A 23,244-nucleotide genomic window follows, 5' to 3' on the forward strand; every position below is an offset into this window, starting at 1 on the left:
TCATGCGGCTGGCGACCTGGAATGTGAACTCGATTCGGGCCCGCGTCGACCGTGTCACCGACTGGCTGGAACGAGCCGACGTCGACGTGCTCGCGATGCAGGAGACCAAGTGCGCCGACGACCAGTTCCCGACGATGCCGTTCGCCGCGATCGGCTATGAGGTGGTGCACTGCGGCTTCAACCAGTGGAACGGTGTGGCGATAGCGTCGCGCATCGGCGTCGAGGACGTGCAGGTCGGCTTCGACGGGCAGCCGACGTGGAGTGGCAAGCCTGATGTGCAGGGCGCGGCGGAGGCTCGGGCGCTTGGCGCGACGTGCGGCGGCGTGCGGGTGTGGAGTCTGTATGTGCCCAACGGCCGAACGGTCGACTCGCCGCACTACCACTACAAGCTGGAATGGCTTGCGGCGTTGAGGGAGACGGCGCAGAAGTGGCTGGCGCAGGATCCGCAGGTGCAGATCGCGCTCACCGGTGACTGGAACATCGCGCCGACCGACGACGACGTGTGGAGTGTCGAGTTCTACCAAGGCAGCACGCATGTCACCGAGCCGGAGCGCGCAGCCTTCAACGCCATCGTCGACGCCCAATTCGCCGATGTGGTGCGGCCTTTCACACCGGGACCGGCGGTGTATACGTACTGGGACTACACCCAGCTGCGGTTTCCGAAGAACCGCGGCATGCGCATCGACTTCATCCTCGGTTCACCGGGACTGGCGCAGCGGGTGACCCACGCCGAGATCGTCCGCGAGGAACGAAAAGGCAAGGCGCCCAGCGATCATGCGCCCGTGCTCGTCGAACTCGACTAGCGCGGTGTCAGGGGCAGCGCGGTGCCGTTGTTGCCCGGCGTGGTGTCACCTGCCCCGCTGACTTGAGCGTGGATGGCGCCGATGCCGGGTCGGTCGAACGTGACGATCACCGCAGGATTGATCTCTTTACCCTTTGCGACGGTGCCGCCAGTGCACCTCATCGCCGAGGACTGCCCGCCGACCGGCGCCACTGGGGCGCAACTGAACCCGTTGGCGGTCCAGCCGGGAGTGACCACACTCTGATCACCGAGCTTGGCCACACCGGATGTGGAAATGTCGACGACGACGCCGGTCGCGTCGACGTCGCTGACATTGCGCACAATCACCAGGTACGCCGGAGACGCCGACGCCGGCGGCGAATCGTTGCCGCGAATGGTCTGCAGCGCGACATCAGCCTGCGCGGCGGTCTTCGCCGGGTCTGTGCAGATGGTGTTCGATGGCGGCGACGGGTCCTCGTTGAATCCGAGGTGTACGTACTCCCACACCACAATCGACACGCACACCGGCGTATTCTCCGGCATGCCCTCGGCCGTCCTGGTGATGTCGCGGAATGGTGGCGGCAGCGGATGGATGTTGACATCCCGGCCGTCGATGATGACTCTGTCCGGGTTGTCGCGTTCCCGCACGGTCAGCCAGATCCCGCCGACATTGTCGTTGCTCTGTAGGGAGAAGGTGTAGGTGAGCGTGGTTCCCTTGACCGTCGCACTCTTGAGTTGAGCCGGCGGGGTGTCCGCCCGCGCAACCGGAGTGCCTGCGCCACTGATAACCACGGCAAGCACCAGGATGCCCACTGCAAGCACGGTCTTGATCTTGATTGCATCGGCCATACGCGTTCCTCGTTGCAGAAGTGCCTTAACGCTGTCGGGGCGAAGCTGTTACGTCGAGCGTTTCCCTGTGATCTTGTGGCGAAGATTGTAGGACTACCGATTTGCTGTCGGATCGTTTTCGCAGCAGAACAGCGCAGCCACCGGCGCCGGCTCGCGCTCCCACATGGTCATTGAATGCAAGTGCCATGCGTCCGTCTCCTCGGCAAAGCTTCCTCCCGACGCTATCCACCGGGAGCCCGCGAGGAATCGGGTGTTTCCCTATATTTCAGCCGAACAACGGCAAAGCGCGCTTGCGTGCCAACGCATTCATCCCTTTCTGGATGGTCGATTCGACCTCGCAGTATTTGCGGTCGACGTAGTCGACGTCGTCGGCCCTCTCGGGATCGTGGTCGACGTCCACGGCGGGCATGAGTCGCGTTCGGATCTTGGCTGGCAATGGGAATTGCGGCAATGCGGCGGGTGCGATGCCCCAGGGCAGCGAAGCTGCCACCGGAAAGACCTTCAACCGCAACAGTTTGTCCAACCGCAGCAGCGACGACAGGCCGTCACCGCGAATGAGCACCGGCATGGCGTCGGCACCGCCGACGGTTGCGATCGGCACGATCGGTACACCCGCGCGGATCGCCATCTTCACAAAACCGCTGCGCCCGGCCAGGTTTGCCTTGTCGCGTTCGTACCACGGCCGCAGCGAGTCGACCTCGCCGCCGGGCCATACCGCGACATCGCGCCCTTCCGCCAGCGCGGTCGCCATCGAATCCGGTGCGGCCGGAAGCACGCCCATCGCGCGGAAGTACCGGCCGATCCCGGGTATCGCCATCAATGCGTCGTGAGCGGTGCCATGCAGAAGCCGATCCTGGCCGAAGCGCCGCCACCACTGAACACCGACTGTCCAGGCGTCCCACACGAACGGCGCACCGGAGTGGATGCCGACCAGCAGCACTGGCGGCTCGGGCAGGTTCTCCCAGCCGTCCATCTCCATCCGGAACCAGTAGTCGACGAGGAAGTTCCACAGGTACTTCTGGCGCTGCATCGTCGCCTCGTCCGGGCCCTCGAGATCCCAGCGGCCCGCGCGCCGTGTCAGCCAGGACGACAGCCCGCCGTCCTGATGCGCGCTGCGACGAGCATCCATCTTGGCGCGCGCCTCTTCTGCGTGCTGCCGGGCCTGCTGCTGGACTTCCGGTGGGCGGGGATCGACGGGAGGCATGACGGTCGGTTACCCAATTCCGTCGCTCCGAACGCCTCCTAGTCGTCCTCGTCGAGGGCCCCGTACCGGCCGGCGTTGAACATCGACGCCAATCCGCCGATGACCATCATGACGGCGGCCGCGACGAACACGACGACCAGGCCGGTGTGGAACGGCTCGGTGATCAGGTGCGGGAAGAAAGTCTTGCCTGTCAACAACTCTGCGTTCACACCGGGCTGCTGCAGCGCGTGGTAGGGCGCCAGCAATTCGGCGATCGGGTTGTAGCCAAGGAACGCCGCGAACAGGCTGCCGACCGGTGGGGTGTTGGCCACCTCGTGCGCGACGGTCGCCGAGACGCCCTGCTCGTGCAGTCCCGCACTCATCGCGGTCGGCAGCGTGTTGGCCAGCCCGACGATCATCAGCGAGAAGAAGATGCCGATCGACAGCGACGAGCCGGCGTTGAAGAACGTCGCTCGCACCCCCGATGCGGCACCGCGTTCGGCGGCGGGCACGCTTGACATGATCGCGGCCGTGTTCGGCGCGGTGAAGATGCCGCCGCCGAGCCCGTTGAGGAACACCAGCACCGCGAACAGCCAGTAGTCGAAGTCGACCGGGATCATCACCAGCGCAACGAATGTCAGGGCCATCAACGCCATGCCGCCGACGGTGAACGGGCGCGCCCCGAACCGGTCGGCCAGCGATCCGGCCAACGGCGCCGAGGCGAGGAAGCCCGCCGTCATGGGCAGCATGTAGATCCCCGCCCACAGGGGTGTGGATTCAAAGCTGTAGCCGTGCAACGGAAGCCAGATGCCCTGCAGCCAGATGATCAACATGAACTGCAATCCGCCGCGGCCCACCGACGCCATCAGGCCTGCGAGGTTGCCCAGCCCGAACGACGCCGAGCGGAAGAGCCGGATGTTCACCATGGGTTCGGCCACCCGCAGTTCGATCACGCAGAAGAGCACCAGCAGAACCAGTCCGGCGCCGATGGTGCCGAGCACCCACGGGTTGGTCCATCCGGTGGTCGAGTCGCCGTAGGGCTGGATGCCGTAGGTGATGCCGGTCAGCAGCGCGGTCAGACCGATCCCGAAGGTCAGTGTGCCCGCCCAGTCCAGGCGGCCAGGGCTGCGCACACCCAGCTCCTTCAGCGACCGCATGCTCCAGATCGTGCCGAGCAGGCCGATCGGCACGCCGACCCAGAAGATGGCCTTCCAGTGCCATTCCGACAACACACCGCCGATCAGCAGACCGAGGAACGATCCGGCCACCGCGGCGACCATGTTGACCCCGAGCGCCATACCTCGCTGGTTCGACGGGAAGGCATCGGTCAGGATCGCCGCCGACGACGCCATCAGCATCGCGCCGCCGATCCCCTGCACCACACGCCAGGCGATCAGCCACACTGCCCCGCCAGAGAGGTGGAACGGGTCGAAGGACAGCGCGATCGCGGCGAAGGTGAACACCGCGAAGCCGATGTTGTAGATGCGGACCCGGCCGAACATGTCGCCGAGGCGGCCGAAGAACACCACCAGCACGGCGGTGACCACCAGGTAGCCCATCAGCATCCACAGCAGGTAGCTCACGTTGCCCGGGGCCAGCGGGTTGAGCCCGATGCCGCGGAAGATCGCGGGCAGCGAGATCAGCACGATCGAGGCGTTGATCGACGCCAGCAGCATGCCCAGCGTGGTGTTCGACAGGGCTATCCACTTGTAGTGCGGATGGTCGTGATCCATCCGCCTGCGTCGACGGGCGGTCTGCTCAACAGCCTCATCGGCGTTCGCTGCCAGCGGGGGTTTCGTGCTCTCTATTTCAGTCGTCATGTACTCGCTTGCATATTCACTCGGCTCAAAAAAACATATATTAGCTATATAAAGCATCGCCGAGCAATTCGTATTCCGCGCACGGGGCTTCGTGGTGGCATGTCCCCTCCCCATGTCTGGCCGCGGGCCGAGCGCCATGCGATAGCGTGAGCACGGCCCATCGACCACGCGGGAGCGCACGCCGGGTGCGCTGAGAGGACGGCTCAAGCAGGGCTTTTCGCCCGAGGGTGTCGTCGACCGTACGAACCTGACCGGGTAATGCCGGCGTAGGGAGTTGCTATGAGTTTTCTTCCGCTCACCCCTGGCGGTCAGACGCCGCCGCGGGTCATGACGATCGCGGGATCCGACTCCGGTGGCGGCGCGGGCATCCAGGCCGACATGCGCACCTTCGCGCTCCTCGGCGCACACGCCTGCGTCGCGGTGACGGCGGTGACTGTGCAGAACTCGATGGGCGTCAAAGGTTTCCACGAGATCCCGCTCGACGTCATCGTCGGCCAGATCGAGGCGGTGGTGAGCGACATCGGCGTCCAGGCCGCCAAGACGGGCATGCTGGCGTCGTCCGACATCATCGCGGCGGTCGCCGAGACCTGGCGGGGCCAGGGGCTGGCCGGCACCGTCCCGCTCGTCGTCGATCCGGTCTGCGCGTCGATGCACGGCGACCCGCTGCTGCACCCGAGCGCGCTCGATGCGCTTCGCACCGACCTGTTCCCGCTGGCGACGCTGGTCACGCCGAACCTCGACGAGGTGCGGCTGATCGTCGGCATCGACGTCGTCGACGAGGCCTCCCAGCGTGACGCCGCCCGCGCCCTGCACGCGCTTGGTCCGCAGTGGGCCCTGGTCAAGGGGGGTCACCTGAGGTCCTCGCCGGAGAGCCCCGACCTGTTGTTCGACGGCACCGACTTCCACGAGTTCGGCGCGACGCGTGTCGACACCGGCGACGACCACGGCGCCGGAGACACGTTGGCGGCCGCCACCGCGGTGGCCCTGGCGCACGGCTACACGGTGCCCGACGCGGTGGCGTTCGCGAAGTCGTGGGTCACCGAATGTCTGCGCGCCGCTTACCCTTTGGGCCACGGCCACGGGCCGGTGTCGCCGCTGTTCCGACTCGCGGTGGACGGCTCGTCGTGACCCTCGTCGACATCGCGGGCATCGCACACGAACCCGACGGCACGCCGGCGGGGGCGGTGGTGCTGACCCACGGCGCGGGCGGCAGCAGGGAGTCGGCCCTGCTGAAGAAGATCTGCGACGAGTGGGCCCGGCGCGGGTGGCTCGCGGTCCGCTACAACCTGCCGTATCGGCGGCGACGGCCCAAGGGGCCGCCGTCCGGATCGGCGGCAAAGGATCAGGCCGGCGTCGTCGAAGCGATCGCGGTAGTGCGGACCATGGCCGACGGGCCGATCGTCGCGGGCGGGCACTCCTACGGCGGCCGGATGACGTCGATGGTCATCGCCGAGGAGGCGAGCAAGGTCGACGCGCTGACGCTGTTCTCCTATCCCCTGCACCCGCCGGGCAAACCGGACAGGTTGCGCACCGAACACCTGCCGCAGATCACGGTGCCGACGGTGTTCACCCATGGCACCGCCGACCCGTTCGGCTCGATTGAGGAACTGCAGGCCGCCGCGGCGCTGATCCCGGCGCCTACCGAGATCGTCGAGGTCACCGGGGGCCGGCATGACCTCGGCTCGAAGACACTCGATGTTGCGGCCCTCGCCGTCGACGCGGCGCTACGGTTGCTGTCGTGACCACCCCGCCGGGGCCGCAGTATCCGCCCGGGCCCTATCAGCCCGGCCAGTATCCGCCGCCCGGGCCCTACTATCCGCCGCCCGGATATCCACCCGGCCCGTATCCGCCGCCTGGTGGTTACCAGCCTCCCCGGCCGCCCGGAACCAATTGGTGGCTGATCGCCGGGCTGGTGCTCGCGGGCCTGTTGGTGCTCGTCCTCGTCGTCGGGATCGTGCTGTATCTGGCGTTCGGCAGGGGCACCGTGGCGGCCAACAAAGTGGCGGTCGGCGACTGCCTCAAGGAACTGCCCGACTCGGGCCGTGTGCTCGCCGTCGACACCGTCGATTGCCAGGAGCAGCACACCGGCGAGGTCTTCGCCGTCATCACCATGCCCGACGGCGACTTCCCCGGGCAGTTCCTCATCGAGCAGTACCAGAACAAGTGCGGACCCGAGCTGGCCAAGTATTCTCCCGAGGCGGCAAGCGATCCGGAGGTCGGGTTGTTCGTGCTGTACCCGAGCAAGGACTCGTGGGACGAAGGCGATCGCACGGTGACGTGCATCGCGACGACCGACACACCCCGCACAGGCCACCTCGAGAAGTAGTCAGGAGAAAAGTCGTGCCGAACACCGAATCGAAGGGCTCCCGGGCGGCCACACTCGCAGGCTTGGCGCTCGCCGGGCTCGGAGCCACCCACTTCGTCAAACCGGAGCTGTTCGAGGACCTCACCAAGCAGGCGTTTCCGCAAGACACCCGCACCTACGTCTACATCGACGGCGGCATCGAAACGGCGATCGGGCTTGCCTTCGCAGCGCGAAAGACGCGGCGGCTCGCCATCATTGGGCTGCTCGGCTACGGTACCTATCTGGCAGGCAACGTCGTGCGCAACCGGTAGCGGCCGAGCAACGCGAGGTCGAGCAGCCGGCTCACCATCGCCAGCGACGCCGCTGAGTTGTCGTAGCGGACCAGCCTGCCGACATCGATGACCAACGCCATGGCGGCGTGCACGGCGAACCGGGCTTCGCCGACGGTCCAGTCCGACCGGATCGCGGTCAACAGCCGCACCCACGACTCGACGGTGGCCCGCTGCATGTTGCGCAGCACCTTCTGGTCGCCGGGCGCCATGTTGAGCCGTTCGGCGTAGTACACATTGCCCAACTCGGGATGAGCGAAAGACCTTGCGACATAAGCGTCGATCAACGCGGTCAACGCGTCCTGCGGATTCGAAACGGAGCCGAGGATCGTCGACGCCTCCGCCGACAACCGGTCAGCCGCCCGTCGGTAGATCGCGGCAAGGATGTCACTCTTGCCGGAGAAATACCGGTAGATGCCTGACGTCGGCATGCCGACCGCCGAGGCGATCTCCTCCATCGTGGTGTCGCGGTAGCCCTTCTGGTTGAACAGCCGCACCGACTCCGTCAGCAGCGCTTCGTATTTCGACACATCCAGGGGGCGCACCCGCTGTCGACCATCCACCGCCGGCTCGTCGCCCAAATCGGGCACATCGGCGGTCGAGACGGCGGCAGCGACCTCGGCAAGCACCGAACGGATATGCGCCGCAGGCAACTTGGCGCGGTGATCGACGATGCTGCCGATCACGCTGAGTATCGCCGTCGACAGCACCCATCGCTGCCGCGAGGTCAACCCCGGTCGAATCGTCAACAGCGGTTGTTGAATTCGGTGGTTGACCGTGCGCATCTGACTGTTCAGGGTGGCCTGGTCGTCGCCGCGCAGATAGCGCGCCTCCCAGCGGTACAGGCCGCCGGACTCCCGGTTGACCAACGCCGTCTCGGTGAGCGCGGCGATGAGTCGACTCAATGTGTCCGCATCGGGCGGTGCGTCGTCGGCGAACGCCGTGCAGCTCACCAGCTGCTCACCCAGCACCAGCACGGCGTCGCGGAACAGGGTGTACTTGTTCGGATAGTGCCGGTACAGCGCCGTCGCCGAGATGCCGACCCGCGACGCGATCGCCTCCATGCTGACCGCGTGATAGCCGAGCGCGCTGAACGCCTCGGCCGACGCGCGGGCGATCTGCGTCTTGCGGTCCTTGGGCCGACGTCGGACCCCGGCGTCAGGGCTGGGGAGGCTGCGCGCCATGGCGATCACCTTACGGAGTGCGGGCACACTTAAGCACCGACTTCGCTGATGAATCCGGCTCAAAGCGGCGACCCAGAGAAGAATCGCCATTAACATAATCGGTACGTAAGCCGGATGGGGGTCAAGTGCTCAACGCGTTGCGACGGGTGCTCGGCCACCGAGTCAGCGTCGGTGAACTGATCGTCATCGCCCTTGTGCTCGGCACCCCGTACTTGATCGTGGGTGTCATCTGGTCGAGCATCCATACCGACCATCTGGCGCGGATGAGCGGCATCGACCTGGTCGTGTCCTTCCTGGGCGCGATCGTGTCGTGGCCGGTGTTGCTCGTCGCCGACGTCTGTATGACCTGAAAACGGGGAGGGCCACAGTTTTGCATCGTCGTCACGCCCGCGCCTTCTACCTCGGCGTTGTGGGCCTCGCCATGATCGGCGTCGGGTTGCTGGCGTTGAACTTCCCGGTGTTCATCGATGCGTTCGACCAATTCGGCTTCCAGATCAAATGCGGCAACGGCTACTTCGCCAACCTGTCGCAAGCGCAGGAGGCCACCGGTGGCGACTACGTCGGCCAGTGCGAGAACGCGCTGATGTGGCGTCGGCTCTGGACGATCCCGTTGGTGGCGATCGGCGCGGTGATCCTTGCCGTGATCATCTTGGTGGAGGCCACCGTCTGGGGCCGGGAATCGGCGTTCGGCACGGATTCAGCTTCCTGACCTACGATCCTGCGGTGGGTACGCCGGACGATCCGAAGCTACGTCGCCGGCTCGGCCTCGCTGACGCCGTCACCATCGGGCTGGGCTCGATGATCGGCGCCGGCATTTTCGTGGCGCTGGCGCCCGCGGCCGCAGCGGCCGGTTCGGGCCTGCTCATCGGCCTCGCGGTCGCGGCCGTCGTGGCGTACTGCAACGCGACGTCATCGGCTTGGCTGGCCGCGCTGTATCCGCAGTCGGGCGGCACCTATGTCTATGGACGCGAACGCCTCGGCGAGTTCTGGGGATACCTCGCCGGGTGGAGTTTCGTCGTCGGCAAGACGGCGTCGTGTGCGGCGATGGCCCTGACGGTGGGCTTCTATGCCTGGCCGTCGCACGCCCATGCCGTCGCCGTCGCCGCGGTCGTTGCGCTGACGGCGGTCAACTACGCGGGCATCGAGAAGTCGGCGCGGTTGACCCGGGCCATCGTCGCGGTCGTGTTGGCCGTGCTGGCCGCGGTCGTGGTGATCGTGCTCGGCTTCGGAGGCGTCGAGGGCGCACGGCTGTTCGTCGGCGAGGACGTCAGCGTCACCGGGGTGCTGCAGGCGGCCGGCCTGTTGTTTTTCGCGTTCGCCGGCTATGCGCGCATCGCCACCCTCGGCGAGGAGGTGCGTGATCCCGAACGCACGATTCCACTGGCGATCCCCGTCGCGCTTGGCATCACGCTGGCGGTCTACGCGACCGTCGCGGCGGTGGTGTTGGCGCAGCTCGGCAACGCCGGCCTGGCGGCGTCGCGTGCGCCGTTGGCCGACGCGGTTCGCGGGGCCGGGCAGCCGGGCCTGGTCGTCGTCGTGCAAGTGGGGGCGGCGGTGGCGGCGCTGGGCTCGCTGCTGTCGCTGATCCTCGGGGTGTCCCGCACGACGCTGGCGATGGCCCGCGACCGGCACCTGCCTCATGCGCTGGCGGCGGTGCATCCCCGCTTCGGCAGCCCGCATCGAGCCGAGCTGGTGGTCGGATTGGTCGTCGCGGCGGTGGCGGCGGTGGCCGATGTGCGCGACGCCATCGGATTCTCCGCATTCGCGGTTCTGCTGTACTACGCGATCGCCAATGCATCGGCGATGACGTTGGGCCGCAGGCCGATTCCGGTGGTGGGACTGCTGGGGTGCGTGCTACTGGCGGTGTTGCTGCCGGTCGCCTCGGTGGCCGTCGGGACGGGAGTCGTACTGGCCGGCGCGCTGGGATACGCGATACGGCGCAGAATGTAGTCCCGTGATCCCGCTGACGTGGAAACCAGTCGACGCCAGGACAGACGCGGACTTCATCGTCGGACCCGACGAACGGTTGAGTTGGCCGCGCACCATCGGCATCGGCGCCCAGCACGTGGTGGCGATGTTCGGCGCCACCTTCCTGGTGCCGGTGCTCACCGGCTTCCCGCCCGCCACCACCTTGCTGTTCTCCGGTGTCGGCACGGTGTTGTTCCTGCTCATCACCGGCAACCGGCTGCCGAGCTATCTCGGGTCGAGCTTCTCGGTGATCGCGCCGGTCACCGCGGCGGTGGCGTCGCATGGCACCGGCAGTGCCCTCGGCGGACTGGTGGCCGTCGGCGTGGCGTTGATCGTCATCGGTGTGGTCGTGCACGTCGTGGGCACGCACTGGATCGAGGTGACGCTGCCGCCCGTCGTCACCGGCGCCATCGTGGCGTTGATCGGCTTGAACCTCGCGCCCGCGGCCAAGGACAACTTCGAGAAGGGACCGCTGCTGGGGCTTGTGACGCTCGTGCTTCTGGTCGCCGCGCTGGCGTTCTTCCGCGGGATCATCGGCCGGCTGGCGATCTTTCTGGCCGTGGTGGCGGGCTATGCGCTGGCGCTGATCCGCGGCGAGGTCGACACCTCGCAGATCGCGGCGGCGCCGTGGATCGGGCTGCCCGAGTTCCAGACGCCGACGTTCTCCCTCGCCGTGCTGCCGATGTTTCTGCCCGCGGTGATCGCGCTGATCGCGGAGAACATCGGGCACGTGAAGTCCGTCGGCCAGATGACCGACACCGATGTCGACCCGCTGATGGGCCGCGCACTGGCCGCCGACGGTGTCGCCACCACGTTCGCCGGGCTGGGCGGTGGTTCGGCCACCACCACCTACGCCGAGAACATCGGCGTGATGGCCGCGACGCGCATCTACTCGACGGCCGCATACTGGGTCGCCGCCGCGGTGGCCATCGCGTTGTCGTTGTGCCCCAAGGTCGGTGCGGCCATCTCGGCGATTCCGTCAGGGGTGCTGGGCGGCGCGACGGTGGTGTTGTACGGGCTGGTCGGCATTCTCGGCGTGCGGATCTGGCTGACCAACCACGTGGACTTCGCCAAGCCGCTCAATCAGATGACCGCCGCCGTTCCGTTGATCATCGGTATCGCCGACTTCACCTGGCAGCTGGGCGATTTGACATTCACCGGCATCGCGTTGGGGTCGATCGCCGCACTGCTGGTGTATCACGGTATGCGGCTGCTGGGGCTGCGCACCGTCAAGGCCGCCGAAGACACCAGCCCGATGCGGCCATGACGTACACCCGCCACGCGCTGGTTCGCCGGCCATCCCCCCGACTCGCCGACGGGCTCGTCACCCACATTTCGCGCAGCGATCACGTGAATGCCGAACTGGCGCAACAGCAATGGCAGCGCTACGTGGCGGCGTTCTCGGACGCAGGCTGGACGATACACGAGGTGGCCGCCGCGCCGGATTGCCCCGACTCGGCGTTCGTCGAGGACACCATGGTGGTGTACGGCGACCTGGCCGTCGTCTGCCGTCCCGGCGCAGAGGAACGCTGGCCCGAGATCCCCGCGGCCGAAGAGGCGATCAGCGCGCAGGGCTACCACGTCGTGCGCATCGAGGCGCCCGGCACGTTGGAGGGCGGCGACGTGCTCAAGCACGACGGCACCGTGTGGGTCGGAGTGGGCGGCCGCACGAACGCCGAAGGCATCACACAACTGCGGACGCACCTCGAACCGCTCGGGGTCGACGTGGTTGCCGTACCGGTGAGCAAGGCTCTGCACCTGAAGTCCGCCGTCACCGCGCTTCCGGACGGCACGATCATCGGCTATGAACCCGTCGTCGACGACCCCGGCGTGTGGGGTGATCGGTTCCTCGCCGTGCCGGAGGAACCCGGCGCCCATGTCGTGCTGCTCGATGACCTCGATGACACTGTGCTGCTGATGTCGTCGGCCGCACCGCGCACCGCGGCGTTGTTCGAACAGCGCGGCTATCGGGTGAGCGCCGTCGACATCTCGGAATTCGAGAAACTCGAGGGCTGTGTGACGTGCCTTTCGGTGCGGTTGCGCGGTCGGCCCGCTAGGGATTGAGTAGCGCCGCGGGCCCGCGATTCATCATCTGGCGCGCCACGATGATGCGCTGAATCTCGCTGGCGCCCTCCCAAATCCGTTCGACGCGAAGCTCGCGGAACATCCGCTCGGCAACGTTCTCCCGCATGTAGCCACGACCGCCGAACACCTGCACGGCCCGGTCGGCGACGCGTCCGGCCATCTCCGAGCAGTACAGCTTGGCCATCGAGGCCTGCCCGTGCAGCGTCTTGCGATCGTGGCCGGCGTCGATGGAGCGGGCCACCTCGTAGAGCATCGTGCGGGCGGCGAACAGTTCGGTCGCGCTGTCGGCCAGCATTCCGGCCACCAGCTGATGCTCGCCGAGCTTCTTGCCGCCGATTTCGCGAGTCTGCGCGAACGCCGTCATCTCGTCGACCAGGCGCTGCGCAGCACCCACACAGCGCGCGGCCACCATCATCCGTTCGAACCGGAACCAGTCCTGGGTAAAGGTCATCGGCTCGCCTTCCGCGCCGACCAGATGGGTGGCGGGGACGCGCACGTCGGTGAAGGACACGATCGGGTGCTCGTCGGCGATATTGTGCGAATAATGGGGCGTGCGAACGACTTCCACACCGGGCCACGGCAGATCGACCACCAGCAGCACATGGTCGCCGGCGTGGGGGCCGTCGCTGAGCACTGCTTCGACGAAGACGTAGTCGGCCAGGTTGAACGAGGTGACGTGCCACTTGATGCCGTTGATGACGTACTCGTCGCCGTCACGGTGCGCGGTGGTCTGCAGCGCCGAAACGTCCGAACCGGCGAACTCCTCGGTGATCGCATACGCCTCGTGCTTCTCGCCGCGCACCGTCGGCAGCAGCCAGCGTTCGCGCTGATAGTCGGTGGCCACCTCGGGCCACCACTGCGGCGGCGTCGCCATCACCCAGGCCAGCCCGTTGGTCACCCGGCCGCACTGCTCCTGCACCAGCACCTGCTGCAGCGCGGTGGCGCCGGGACCGCCGACCGACTTCGGCATGTTGGTCGCGTACAAGCCCAGCTCGATGGCCCGCCGCTGGTGTTCGGCGGTCAGCTCCTTCGGCAGCGTCCCGCCTGCGAGCTCGGCCTCGACTTCGAGCGGCATCAGCGACTCCACGAAGGCCCGCGCAGTCTCCTGGATCCGCAGATCCTCGGCCGTGAGTCCGTACATCCGATCCCCGCTTCCCGGTCTTGACTGAGCGTTCAGTCTATGCCAGCGTTCCAGAGTATGACCAGTGCTGACGTCGTAGTGGTAGGTGGTGGAACGGTCGGCGCGTGGACCGCGGTTCAACTCGCCGAGCGCGGGGTGAAGCGGGTGGTCCTGCTGGAAAAGAACACGCTGGGCGACGGGGCCAGCAGCCGAGCCGCGGGCATGGTGCGCGCCCAGGGCGGCACCGAACCCGCCATTGTGCTGGGGATGCGCACCCAGGAGTTCTACGCCGCCAGCGGCGACCGGTTCCCGCTCGACTGCGGCTTCGTCGCGCAGGGCTATCTGATGCCGTGCTTCAGCGACGCCGAGGTCAAGCAGGCCCACGACCGCATTGCGCTGCAACAGAAGCTGGGGCTGACGGTCGAGTGGTGGTCGAGTTCGGACATCGACGACCGCGATACCGGGCTGGCGCCTGGCGCGACGCTCGGCGCGTCCTATGCGCCCGGCGACGGCTACATCGACGCACCCCGCAATGTGCTGGCCTACACCGCGGCGTTGACGGCCTTCGGTGTCGACGTGCGGGAGCGCTGCCGTTTCACCGGGTTGCGCATGTCCGGCGGCCGAGTGGTCGGCGTCGACACCTCCGACGGGCCGATCGACACCGACCACGTCGTGCTCACCGGCGGGCCCAAGCTCGCCGAAGTCGGCGCCGCTGCGGGAGCGAAAGTGCCTGCGGGCGGCGCGCGCCATCAGGTGGTGGTGACCGCGCCGGTGACGGCGTTCGACGTGCACGAGGTGCCGATGGTGTTCGACCTGCCGTCCGGAATCTATTGGCGGCCAGGCGAAGCCGGTGGGCTGCTGTGGGGCATGAGCAATCCCCTTGAGCCGCCGGGTGTGGCCGCCGATTTCGACGAGGCCTACTTCTTGAAGATGCGCGACCGCATCGAGGACCTGCTGCCCGGCATCCGCGGCCTCGGCCTGCGCAGGTCCTGGGCGGCGACGATCGACTACACGCCCGACCATCTGCCGATCCTTGGCCCGCTGCTCACCGACGACGGCACGGTCGACGGCGCAGTGGTCGCCAGCCCGGCCGGACACGGCATGATGTGGGGCCCCGCGGTCGCCGAGGTCGCCACCGACCTCACCCTGACGGGCAAATGCGACTGGCTCGACCTGACCGACCTCGGGTTGGACCGCTTCGACGCCGACGGTAACAGCCGCCTTGCACCAGAACCGATTTCACTTCCCTTCCCAGAGAAAGCAACAATATGATCACAGTCGACACCGAACTTCTTGCCCAGGCCGCCGACGCCGAACTCGAAGACTGGGGGCCGCTGCCCGAGGCGACCGGCGAACCGATGGCCACCCATGGACTCGAGATCTGGGCCGACGGCGACAGATCGGCGGGCATCTGGCAGTGCACACCGGGCCCGTCGTATTGGGTGCAGGACGAGAACGAGGTCATCTACGTGCTGTCGGGCCGCATGACCGTGACACCCGACGGCGGTGAGCCGGCAGAGATCAAGGCAGGCGACGTCGCGGTGTTCCCCATCGGCTGGAAGGGCACCTGGGACATTCACGAAACGGTGCGAAAGGTCTACGCGATCTTCTGATCTCGGCTGGCTCGGGTCGCTTTCGCAATGTTCTGATCTCTATCAGGTCACCGTCACGCAACAGATCGTGCGGCGCCTCGGCTTCGGCCGTTTGATGGTCGACAATCCGAAGGGTGACGCATTCGGGGGAGCACGACGTTGGCGCGTGAAATCTCCCGTCAAACGTTCCTGCGGGGCGCCGCAGGCGCGTTGGCCGCGAGTGCGATGCTCGGCTCGGTGCGGGCCGGCGCCGAACCGCCGGCCTCCGGTTGGCAGGGTCTGTCGTCGGCGATAGGCGGGCAGGTCCTGCTGCCTGACAACGGGCATTTCGGTTCGGCGAAACAGGTTTTCAACACCAACTACAACGGCTCGTCACCGGCCGCAATCGTCACGCCGACGTCGACGGCCGACGTGCAGAAGGCGATGGCGTTCGCCGCGTCCAACAAACTTCCCGTCGCCCCGCGCAGCGGCGGGCATTCCTACACCGGCGCGTCGACGGCCAACGGCGCCTTGGTGTTTGACCTGCGTCAGCTGCCCGGCGGGATCAACTACGACGCGGCCAGCGGGCGGGTGACGACGACGCCTGCGACCAGTCTGTGGGAGCTGCACCAGGCGTTGGCGGCACAGGGCCGGGGCATCCCGACGGGTACGTGTCCGTCGGTGGGCGTCGCCGGACATGCGCTCGGCGGCGGGCTGGGCGCCCAATCGCGGCACGCCGGGCTGCTTTCCGATGCGCTGACGGCGGCGACGGTGGTGTTGCCGGGCGGTCAGGCGGTCACCGCGTCGAACGCCGAGAACCCCGACCTGTTCTGGGCGTTGCGCGGAGGCGGCGGCGGAAATTTCGGGGTGACGACATCATTGACGTTTGCGACGTTCCCCGTCGCGGATGTCGACGTCGTCGACCTGCACTACCCGCAGGAGTCGTTCGCGCAGGTGCTCGTCGGCTGGCAGGACTGGCTGCGGGCCGCCGACAAGCGTTTCTGGGCATTGGCCGACAGCACGACCGAGGCGACGGGCAAGCACTGCCGCATCACGGCGACCGGTCCCGCGGGTTCGGGCAACGGCATGGCCAGCTCGATCACCTCTGCGGTCGGGATGCAGCCAGCGAGAACGGACTCGCACACGTTCAATTACCTGGACCTGGTGAAGTATCTGGCGGTCAACAATCTCAACCCGGCGCCGCTGGGATACGTCGGCGGATCCGATGTATTCCGCACCGTCGATGCGGGGACGGCGCAGGGTATCGCGGCCGCGGTCAACGCATTTCCGCCGGAGGCGGGCCGGATGATCGCGATCATGCACGCGCTCGACGGCGCCCTGGCCACGGTGGGGCCAGGGGCGACGGCGTTTCCGTGGCGCGGACCGTCGGCGCTGGTGCAGTGGTACGTCGAGAACAACGGCGCGCCGACGGCCGCCGCGAACTGGCTCACCAAGGCACACCAAGCGGTGCAACAGTATTCGGTCGGCGGCTACGTGAACTATCTTGAAGCGGGCCAGCCGGCGTCGCGCTACTTCGGCCCGAACACGGCGAAGCTCGGCGCGGTCCGGCAGAAGTACGACCCGGGCCGAACCATGTTCTCGGGTCTGAACTTCTAGCCCCTCAACCCGTCGCCGAGCGTGAAGCCTCTGCCATTTTTGGGCGGATTTTTCGCAGAGGCTTCACGTTCGGCGCGGGACCCTGCGGCGCTACGGCCGAGGTGCCGTTGTCGTCGTCGGCGGACCGGGCCACGGCCCTTGCGGGCCCATCATCCAGCCGGGCCTCATCATCCAGCCGGGCCCCGTCATGCCGCCGTGGTGGTACCCGCCATAGGAATCGGCGTTCGTGGCTCTTCCCACGAAGAAGCCGGAGAAGAAGACGACGGCGACGATGAAGACAACGCCGGCCACGATGCCTACCCATACCAAGAGCGATTGCGACCTGTCGCGGCGGTCCACATGGGGCGTGGTCGCGAAGGTTTGGCGCTCATCCGTCGCCACCGTTTGTTCGGAGCGAGATTCGCGAGCATCAGTCATGACCCGATCGTCACGCGCCCGAGCCGCGGCCCCTAGAGCATTAATGCCTCTCCGGCGTGGACAACCGTCACAACCCGACGAGCGTGAAACCTCAGCGATTTTCGGGCCGATTTCTCGCGAAATCTTCACGCTCGGCGGGAAGGGGGCAGAGGGAGAGACGGGGTCACCACTTCCGGCCAGCACCCCTACCGTCGGCGGGCGAAGTACTTCTTGTACGCCTCGGCGGCCTCGCGCAAGCCCGGATCGGCTTGGAACTTCGACTCGAACTTGGCCCACGCCGCCTCGCGCTTGGCCGGAATGTACTCCGTCGGCCAATACGGGTGCTGCTGCGGGGAATAGTCGCGCAGCACCCGGCGGGCGACGGTGGCCTTGTGCACCTCGTCGGCGCCGTCGGCCAATCCCATCGTCGGGGCGTTGGCATACATCGCCTGCAGTGGCGTCAGATCGGTGGTGCCCAGCGAGCCGAGGATGTGCAGCGCGTTGAACGACACCTCCCGCAGCACCTTGGCCATCGTGAACTTCACCGCTGCGATGTCGGTGCGCGCCTCCTTGGTGCTGGAATTGTCGATCTTCCAAGCCGTTTCGAGCACCAGCAGTCGCAGCATGCGTATCGCGGCGTAGGAGTCGGCGATCTTCTCCTGCACCATCTGATGCTCGGCGATGATCTTGCCGTGCGACTGCCGCGACAGCGCCCGCTCGCACATCATGTCGAACGCGAGCTTGCACTGCGCGATCGTGCGCATCGCGTGATGGATGCGCCCGCCGCCGAGCCTGCGCTGCGCCAACGTCTTCGCACCGTCCTCGGGCCCCAGCAAGTGATCCAGCGGCACCCGCACGTCGCGGTAGATGATGTGGTTGTGGTTGCGCGGCTCCGGCTGAATCTCCACACCGGGGGTGTCGCGCGGCACCACGAACATGCCGTTGGTGCACATCACGAACAGGATGTCGGCGACGCGGCCCGCCGAGGTGAACCACTTCTCCCCGTTGATCACCCATTCGTCGCCGTCACGCACGGCGTGGGTCTTGAACAGGTTGGGGTCCGACCCGCCCTGCGGCTCGGTCATCGAATACGCCGAGAAGATGTCCTGGTTCAGCAGCGGCTCCAGCCACCGCTTCTTCTGCTCCGCGGTGCCGAACGCGGCGAGCATCTCGATGTTGCCGGTGTCCGGCGCGGCCGCACCGAACATCTGCGGCGCCCCCGGGTAGCGGCCGATCACCTCGTTCAGCAGCGCCAGCTTCAACTGGCCGAAGCCGGGCCCGCCCAACTCCTTGTCCAGGAAGATCGCCCACAGCCCCTGGTCCTTGATCTGCTGCTGCAGCCCGCGCACATAGGCCTTCACGCGCGGGTCGGGCGAGCGCACGGCGTAAGGAAACACGTACTCGAGCGGCTCGACCTCCTCTTTGCAGAATTCCTCGACCCAGTCGAGCTTTTCCTGGAATTCCGGTTCAGTCGAGAAGTCCCACGCCATGCCAAGCGATTCTGCCCGAACGGCGGTCAGCTCAGGCCGGAGACCGACCTCCGACGCCGAGATATCGCGTCCACACTGGCCGCCAACAGCAGCACACCACCCGTGACCAGGAAGTTGATGTACGACGACTGGTTGAGCAGGCCCAGGCCGTTGGCGATGGTGGCGACGACGACGCCGCCGATCACCGCGTCCAGCGCGCGCCCGCGTCCGCCGAACAGGCTGGTGCCGCCGATCACCGCCGCGCCGACGGCGTACAGCAGCGTGTTTCCCGCACCCGAGGATGCCGAGACCTTCCCGCCGTAGGAGGCGGCGATGATTCCGCTCAGCGCGGCCATCGACGAGCACACCACGAACACCGAAACCTTGATCCGGCCGACGTTGATGCCCGCACGCCGTGCGGCCTCCTTGTTGCCGCCGACGGCGTAGATGTGTCGGCCGTACGACGTACGGTTGAGCACGAACGTCAGCACGATCAGAAGGAGGCCGACGACCGGAAGAACATAAGGGACACCACGGATTTCGATGTTCGGATTGACGCTGCGGTTCAGGTTGAGCAGGTACGTCACACCGAGGACCACCACCGCCACCGCGGCCACCCGCGCGCCCACCACGGCGGTCGGCGGATGGGCGAGGCCGCGGGCGATCTTGCCGCGCTGGCGATGGAACTCCAGCACGCCATAGCCGCCTGCGATCAGCACCGCGCACACCCAGCCTGTGGTCGGCGGCAGGTTCGCGATGGTGAGGCCGCGGACGACGGGGTCGTCGACCCGCACTGACCCGCCCTCGCCGATCAGCCTCAGCGTGACGCCTTGCAGGCCGAGGAAAAAGCCCAGCGTCACAACGAAAGACGGAATCCCCAGCCTGGCGCACAGCAGGCCGATCAGCAGCCCGATCAGCGCACCGCAGGCGACGCCGGCGAGGATCGCCGCCCACCACGGCCAACCCCGGTTGACGATCATCAACGCCATCACACACGCCGAGACGCCGCCAGCCACGCCCGCGGACAGGTCGATGTCGCCGAGCAGCAGGACGAACACCAGGCCCATCGCCAACACGCAGATCGCGCCCGCCTGCGTGATCAGATTGGCCAGGTTCAGCGCCGACATGAACCGCTCGTTGGCCAGACCGAACACGATGAAGAGCACGACGAGGCCGAGCACCGCGGGCAGCGAGCCCATGTCGCCGCCCCGTACCCGAGGCCCGTAACTGCGCAGTGCGTCGACGAAGGTCTCGTCGCTGCGTGAGTCGACGGCGAAGTCGGCGTCCGCCAGGTTCACAGTGGCCATGCTTCGGTGTCCTCCACGGTCGGCCCTACATCGACTCGGCCGCGGCGGCCGGCGCCAGGCCTAGGCTGCCGGACCGGCCCGCGGTGATGAGCTCGACGATCTGACTGTGGGTGACCTCCGACGCCTTCACTTCGGCGGCCACCCGTCCCAGATACAGCGCACACACCCGGTCGGCGACCTCGAAAACGTCGGCCATGTTGTGCGAGATGAACACCACCCCCAGACCCTGGTCGGCGAGCCTGCGCACCAGGTCGAGGACCTGACGGGTCTGCGCGACGCCGAGCGCCGCGGTGGGCTCGTCCAGCAGCACCACCTTCGAATTCCACAGCACCGATTTGGCGATCGCCACCGTCTGACGCTGCCCGCCCGACAGCGTGGACACCGGCGCGGGCACCGATTTCACGGTGCGCACCGACAGCGACGACAGCGCCTGCCGCGCCATCGACTCCATCGTCGCCTCGTCCAGCACGCCGCGGCGTTTGATCTCCCTGCCCAGGAACATGTTCTGGACGATGTCGAGGTTGTCGCACAGCGCCAGATCCTGGTACACCACCTCGACACCGAGGGCCGCAACGTCATTGGGCCCGTCGATGTGGACCGGCTTGCCCTCGAAGAGGTAGGTACCGGAGTCGATCGGGTAGATACCGGCGATCGCCTTCACCAGGGTCGACTTGCCCGCGCCGTTGTCGCCGACCAACGCCGTGACCTCGCCGGGATAGACGCTGAAGTTCACGTCGTGCAATACGTGCACGACACCGAAACTCTTGTTGACGCCTCGCAGTTCGAGGATCGGTTGATTCACCATGGCGGTTCCGTGTGTTCGCTGGGACGCGCCCGGTTACAGACCGGCGGACGCGCACATCTGCGCGAACTGACCCGCGCAGACCTCGGCCTTGTCCTGCCCACCGTCATCGAACACCACATCCACGTTGTCCTTGGTGATCGCCTTGGGCGTCAACAGCACCGAGGGCACGTCGCGGTTACCGGTGTCGTCGCGGCTCGTCGAATTTGTTTTCACCTCTTCGCCTTTGGCCAACGCGATCGCCGCATCGGCCAACGCGCCCGCTTCCTCCTGCGCCGACTTGTACACCGTCATGCACTGCGTGCCTGCCAGGATGTTCTGCAACCCTTCCACGGTCGCGTCCTGACCCGTCACCGGAACCTGCCCGGCGCGGCCGTTCTTCTCCAGGATCGAGATCACCGAACCGGCCAGCCCGTCGTTGGCCGCATAGACACCGTCGACCTTTCCGTCGGCCGCGGTGTAGAGCTGCTCGAAGATCGTGACGGCCGCATCGTTGTCCCAGTCCGGCACCGCCTGCTCACCGGCCACCGTGATGGTCGGCGTCTTGTCCACCACGGAATGCGCGCCGTCGGTGAACAGCGTCGCGTTGTTGTCGGTCGGAGATCCGTTCAGGAACACCACATCCGCCTGTTTTCCGGCCAGGCAGTCGACCAGGCCTTGGCCCTGCAGTTCACCGACTTTGGTGTTGTCGAAGGAGATGTAGGCGTCGGCCGATCCGCCGAGCGTCAACCGGTCGTAGTCGAGGGTCTTGACGCCCTGGGTCGCGGCCTTCTGCTGGATGGCGGCGCCGCTGTCGGAGTCGAGGTTGACGATGGCCAGCACCGTGACACCGTCGGCGATCATCCCGTCGGCGATGGTGGCCATCTTGTCGGCCGAACCTTCGGCGTTCTGGATGGTGTAGTCGACACCGGCCTCCTTGAACGCCGCTTCCAGCGCCGGACGGTCCTTGGACTCCCAGCGCACCGACGACTTGGTGTCGGGCAGGATGACGCCGATCTTGGCCGATGCCGCGCCGTCGCCGCCAGCGTCGCCACTGCTACCGCTGGAACACCCGGTGAGTGTGACACCAGCGCCGATCACGATGGCGGCGGCCAGGCCGGTGGATCGCTTCATAAGCTGTGCCTTCCTTCGGAAATGGTTGCGGGCGATGCTCATCGGGCACCCACCAAGTGCTCGATGGCGAGCTGGTTGAGTCGCACAAAGCCGAATCCCTTTGCCCCGAAATAGGTATCGGGATCGAAGTCCTCCCACGCGGAACGGTCGGCCAGCAGATCGGTGTAGGTCTCCCCCTGGTTCAGCGTCGGCTCACGCAGTTCGCCCACCCGCGACCGCCGCATCGCCTCGGCCACCTCGGGGTCGGCGCGGAACGCGGCCGCCCGCTGTTTGAGCAGCAGATACATCCGCATGTTCGCCGCCGCCGAGTCCCATACACCCGTGAAATCCTCGGTGCGGCTGGGTTTGTAGTCGAAGTGCCTCGGCCCGGTGTAGCTGGGGCCGCCGTCGGGTCCGCCGTTCTCCAACAGGTCCACCAACGCGAACGCGTTGGCGAGATCGCCGTGCCCGAACACCAGGTCCTGATCGAACTTGATGCCCCGCTGGCCGTTGAGGTCGATGTGGAACAGCTTGCCGCTGTAGAGCGCCTGGCTGATGCCGTGCATGAAGTTCAGTCCGGACATCTGCTCGTGACCGGTCTCGGGGTTGACCCCGAACAGTTCCGGATGCTCAAGGGTGTCGATGAACGCCAGCGCATGGCCGACGGTCGGCAGCAGGATGTCGCCGCGCGGTTCGTTGGGTTTGGGCTCGATCGCGAAGCGCAACGCGATGCCCTGGTCGATCACATACTGCGCCAGCAGATTCAGCGCTTCGCGGTAACGTTCGAACGCGGCCCGGACGTCCTTGGCGCTGTCGTACTCGCTGCCCTCCCGGCCGCCCCACATGACGAAGGTTTCGGCGCCGAGCTCGGCGGCAAGGTCGATGTTGCGCAGCACCTTTCGCAGCGCGAACCGTCGCACCGCGCGGTCGTTGCTGGTGAACCCGCCGTCCTTGAACACGGGATGGGTGAACAGGTTGGTCGTCAGCATCGGCACGACCATGCCGGTGGACGCGAGCGCCGCCTGAAGCCGGTCGATCTGGCTGCGGCGCTCGGCTTCCGACGAGCCGAACGGAAAAAGGTCGTCGTCGTGCATCGTCAGCCCGTAGGCGCCCAGTTCGGCCAGGCGCTCCACCGCCTCGACCACGTCGAGGGCCGGTCGGGTGGCGACGCCGAACGGGTCGGCGGCCGGCCAGCCTACCGTCCACAACCCGAACGAGAATTTGTCGTCGGGGCGCGGCTGCAGATCGCCGGCATGAAGGCTGGACTCGAGTACGGACATCGGAGCTCCCGTGTGGCATGCATCTGGATTTGTTCTGCCGCCGAACATATGATGTGGCCCGCGCCACTGTCAATAGGTGTGCGCCG

At 66.9% G+C, this 23,244-nt stretch carries 24 protein-coding genes and 1 riboswitch; of the genes, 13 read left to right on the forward strand and 11 right to left on the reverse strand.

The genetic code is table 11. From position 1 onward, the window contains the following. Window positions 1-2: 2 nt before the first annotated feature. The gene (locus CQY20_RS01950) at window positions 3-803 is read left to right on the forward strand and encodes an exodeoxyribonuclease III (RefSeq protein WP_097937959.1); all 801 of its coding nucleotides are present in this window, start codon (window positions 3-5) and stop codon (window positions 801-803) included. Here the strand turns inward: CQY20_RS01950 and CQY20_RS01955 are convergent. The 3 genes from CQY20_RS01955 to CQY20_RS01965 all read right to left on the reverse strand — a co-directional run bounded on the left by CQY20_RS01955 (window position 800) and on the right by CQY20_RS01965 (window position 4,633). Next, window positions 800-1,630: a hypothetical protein gene (locus tag CQY20_RS01955; protein ID WP_097937960.1), complete on the reverse strand. Its 831-nt coding sequence runs from the start codon at window positions 1,628-1,630 to the stop codon at window positions 800-802. The genes CQY20_RS01950 and CQY20_RS01955 overlap by 4 nt on opposite strands. Before the next feature lie 265 nt (window positions 1,631-1,895). Continuing rightward, a complete protein-coding gene (locus tag CQY20_RS01960) occupies window positions 1,896-2,834 on the reverse strand; it encodes a lysophospholipid acyltransferase family protein (RefSeq protein WP_097937961.1) in 939 nt (312 codons plus the stop codon). 38 nt (window positions 2,835-2,872) lie between these two features. Further along, window positions 2,873-4,633, reverse strand: a complete 1,761-nt coding sequence (locus tag CQY20_RS01965; protein ID WP_174814692.1) for an MFS transporter — start codon at window positions 4,631-4,633, stop codon at window positions 2,873-2,875. Between the two features lie 158 nt (window positions 4,634-4,791). Continuing rightward, a riboswitch (TPP riboswitch) is annotated at window positions 4,792-4,923 on the forward strand. Between CQY20_RS01965 and thiD the strand changes: the two genes are divergently transcribed. The 4 genes from thiD to CQY20_RS01985 all read left to right on the forward strand — a co-directional run bounded on the left by thiD (window position 4,913) and on the right by CQY20_RS01985 (window position 7,249). After that, a complete protein-coding gene (gene thiD / locus CQY20_RS01970; protein ID WP_097937962.1) occupies window positions 4,913-5,761 on the forward strand; it encodes a bifunctional hydroxymethylpyrimidine kinase/phosphomethylpyrimidine kinase in 849 nt (282 codons plus the stop codon). (Overlaps the previous riboswitch by 11 nt.) Next, window positions 5,758-6,375 (forward strand): alpha/beta hydrolase family protein, encoded by a 618-nt coding sequence (locus CQY20_RS01975; RefSeq protein WP_097937963.1) that lies wholly within the window; start codon window positions 5,758-5,760, stop codon window positions 6,373-6,375. The genes thiD and CQY20_RS01975 overlap by 4 nt, the downstream gene beginning before the upstream one ends. After that, a complete protein-coding gene (locus tag CQY20_RS01980; RefSeq protein WP_097937964.1) occupies window positions 6,372-6,959 on the forward strand; it encodes a septum formation family protein in 588 nt (195 codons plus the stop codon). The genes CQY20_RS01975 and CQY20_RS01980 overlap by 4 nt, the downstream gene beginning before the upstream one ends. A gap of 14 nt (window positions 6,960-6,973) precedes the next feature. Next, complete coding sequence (locus tag CQY20_RS01985; protein ID WP_097937965.1) at window positions 6,974-7,249, forward strand: DoxX-related protein; 276 nt, start codon at window positions 6,974-6,976, stop codon at window positions 7,247-7,249. Here the strand turns inward: CQY20_RS01985 and CQY20_RS01990 are convergent. Next, entirely contained in the window at window positions 7,216-8,451 is a 1,236-nt protein-coding gene (locus CQY20_RS01990; RefSeq protein ID WP_097938032.1) for a TetR/AcrR family transcriptional regulator, read from the reverse strand. The two genes, CQY20_RS01985 and CQY20_RS01990, sit on opposite strands and share 34 nt — an antisense overlap. A 137-nt stretch (window positions 8,452-8,588) precedes the next feature. Between CQY20_RS01990 and CQY20_RS01995 the strand changes: the two genes are divergently transcribed. Genes CQY20_RS01995 through ddaH form a run of 5 tightly spaced genes read left to right on the forward strand, consistent with a single transcriptional unit; the run spans window position 8,589 to window position 12,483 of the window. Beyond that, complete coding sequence (locus CQY20_RS01995) at window positions 8,589-8,801, forward strand: hypothetical protein (protein ID WP_371871108.1); 213 nt, start codon at window positions 8,589-8,591, stop codon at window positions 8,799-8,801. Between the two features lie 20 nt (window positions 8,802-8,821). After that, a complete protein-coding gene (locus CQY20_RS02000) occupies window positions 8,822-9,160 on the forward strand; it encodes a hypothetical protein (protein ID WP_174814693.1) in 339 nt (112 codons plus the stop codon). Between the two features lie 14 nt (window positions 9,161-9,174). Further along, window positions 9,175-10,401, forward strand: coding sequence for an APC family permease (locus tag CQY20_RS02005; protein ID WP_097937967.1), 1,227 nt, complete (start codon window positions 9,175-9,177; stop codon window positions 10,399-10,401). A gap of 4 nt (window positions 10,402-10,405) precedes the next feature. Then, complete coding sequence (locus CQY20_RS02010; RefSeq protein WP_097937968.1) at window positions 10,406-11,686, forward strand: uracil-xanthine permease family protein; 1,281 nt, start codon at window positions 10,406-10,408, stop codon at window positions 11,684-11,686. Next, window positions 11,683-12,483: a dimethylargininase gene (gene ddaH / locus CQY20_RS02015; protein ID WP_097937969.1), complete on the forward strand. Its 801-nt coding sequence runs from the start codon at window positions 11,683-11,685 to the stop codon at window positions 12,481-12,483. Before CQY20_RS02010 ends, ddaH begins: the two co-directional genes overlap by 4 nt. Here ddaH and CQY20_RS02020 read toward each other — a convergent pair. Further along, window positions 12,473-13,645: an acyl-CoA dehydrogenase family protein gene (locus tag CQY20_RS02020; protein WP_097937970.1), complete on the reverse strand. Its 1,173-nt coding sequence runs from the start codon at window positions 13,643-13,645 to the stop codon at window positions 12,473-12,475. The genes ddaH and CQY20_RS02020 overlap by 11 nt on opposite strands. Window positions 13,646-13,702: 57 nt before the next feature. Here CQY20_RS02020 and CQY20_RS02025 point away from each other — a divergent pair, with 57 nt between their 5' ends. The 3 genes from CQY20_RS02025 to CQY20_RS02035 all read left to right on the forward strand — a co-directional run bounded on the left by CQY20_RS02025 (window position 13,703) and on the right by CQY20_RS02035 (window position 16,812). Then, window positions 13,703-14,896: an NAD(P)/FAD-dependent oxidoreductase gene (locus CQY20_RS02025; protein ID WP_097937971.1), complete on the forward strand. Its 1,194-nt coding sequence runs from the start codon at window positions 13,703-13,705 to the stop codon at window positions 14,894-14,896. Continuing rightward, entirely contained in the window at window positions 14,893-15,237 is a 345-nt protein-coding gene (locus CQY20_RS02030) for a cupin domain-containing protein (RefSeq protein WP_097937972.1), read from the forward strand. The genes CQY20_RS02025 and CQY20_RS02030 overlap by 4 nt, the downstream gene beginning before the upstream one ends. A 138-nt stretch (window positions 15,238-15,375) precedes the next feature. Then, window positions 15,376-16,812, forward strand: coding sequence for an FAD-dependent oxidoreductase (locus CQY20_RS02035; protein WP_097937973.1), 1,437 nt, complete (start codon window positions 15,376-15,378; stop codon window positions 16,810-16,812). Window positions 16,813-16,902: 90 nt separating this feature from the next. Here CQY20_RS02035 and CQY20_RS02040 read toward each other — a convergent pair whose 3' ends face one another. The 6 genes from CQY20_RS02040 to xylA form a co-directional block, all read right to left on the reverse strand. Beyond that, entirely contained in the window at window positions 16,903-17,229 is a 327-nt protein-coding gene (locus CQY20_RS02040; RefSeq protein ID WP_097937974.1) for a hypothetical protein, read from the reverse strand. A gap of 185 nt (window positions 17,230-17,414) precedes the next feature. After that, on the reverse strand, window positions 17,415-18,698 hold the full coding sequence (locus CQY20_RS02045; RefSeq protein ID WP_097937975.1) for an acyl-CoA dehydrogenase family protein: 1,284 nt from the start codon (window positions 18,696-18,698) through the stop codon (window positions 17,415-17,417). A gap of 26 nt (window positions 18,699-18,724) precedes the next feature. Then, on the reverse strand, window positions 18,725-19,984 hold the full coding sequence (locus CQY20_RS02050; RefSeq protein ID WP_097937976.1) for a sugar ABC transporter permease: 1,260 nt from the start codon (window positions 19,982-19,984) through the stop codon (window positions 18,725-18,727). Window positions 19,985-20,009: 25 nt separating this feature from the next. Next, entirely contained in the window at window positions 20,010-20,789 is a 780-nt protein-coding gene (locus CQY20_RS02055; RefSeq protein ID WP_097937977.1) for an ATP-binding cassette domain-containing protein, read from the reverse strand. 33 nt (window positions 20,790-20,822) lie between these two features. After that, window positions 20,823-21,899: a sugar ABC transporter substrate-binding protein gene (locus CQY20_RS02060; RefSeq protein ID WP_097937978.1), complete on the reverse strand. Its 1,077-nt coding sequence runs from the start codon at window positions 21,897-21,899 to the stop codon at window positions 20,823-20,825. A gap of 38 nt (window positions 21,900-21,937) precedes the next feature. Beyond that, window positions 21,938-23,158, reverse strand: coding sequence for a xylose isomerase (xylA, locus tag CQY20_RS02065; protein WP_097937979.1), 1,221 nt, complete (start codon window positions 23,156-23,158; stop codon window positions 21,938-21,940). Between the last annotated feature and the right edge of the window lie 86 nt (window positions 23,159-23,244).

Origin of the sequence: Mycolicibacterium agri, from assembly GCF_002553505.1 — a bacterium.
Lineage (GTDB): Bacteria > Actinomycetota > Actinomycetes > Mycobacteriales > Mycobacteriaceae > Mycobacterium > Mycobacterium agri.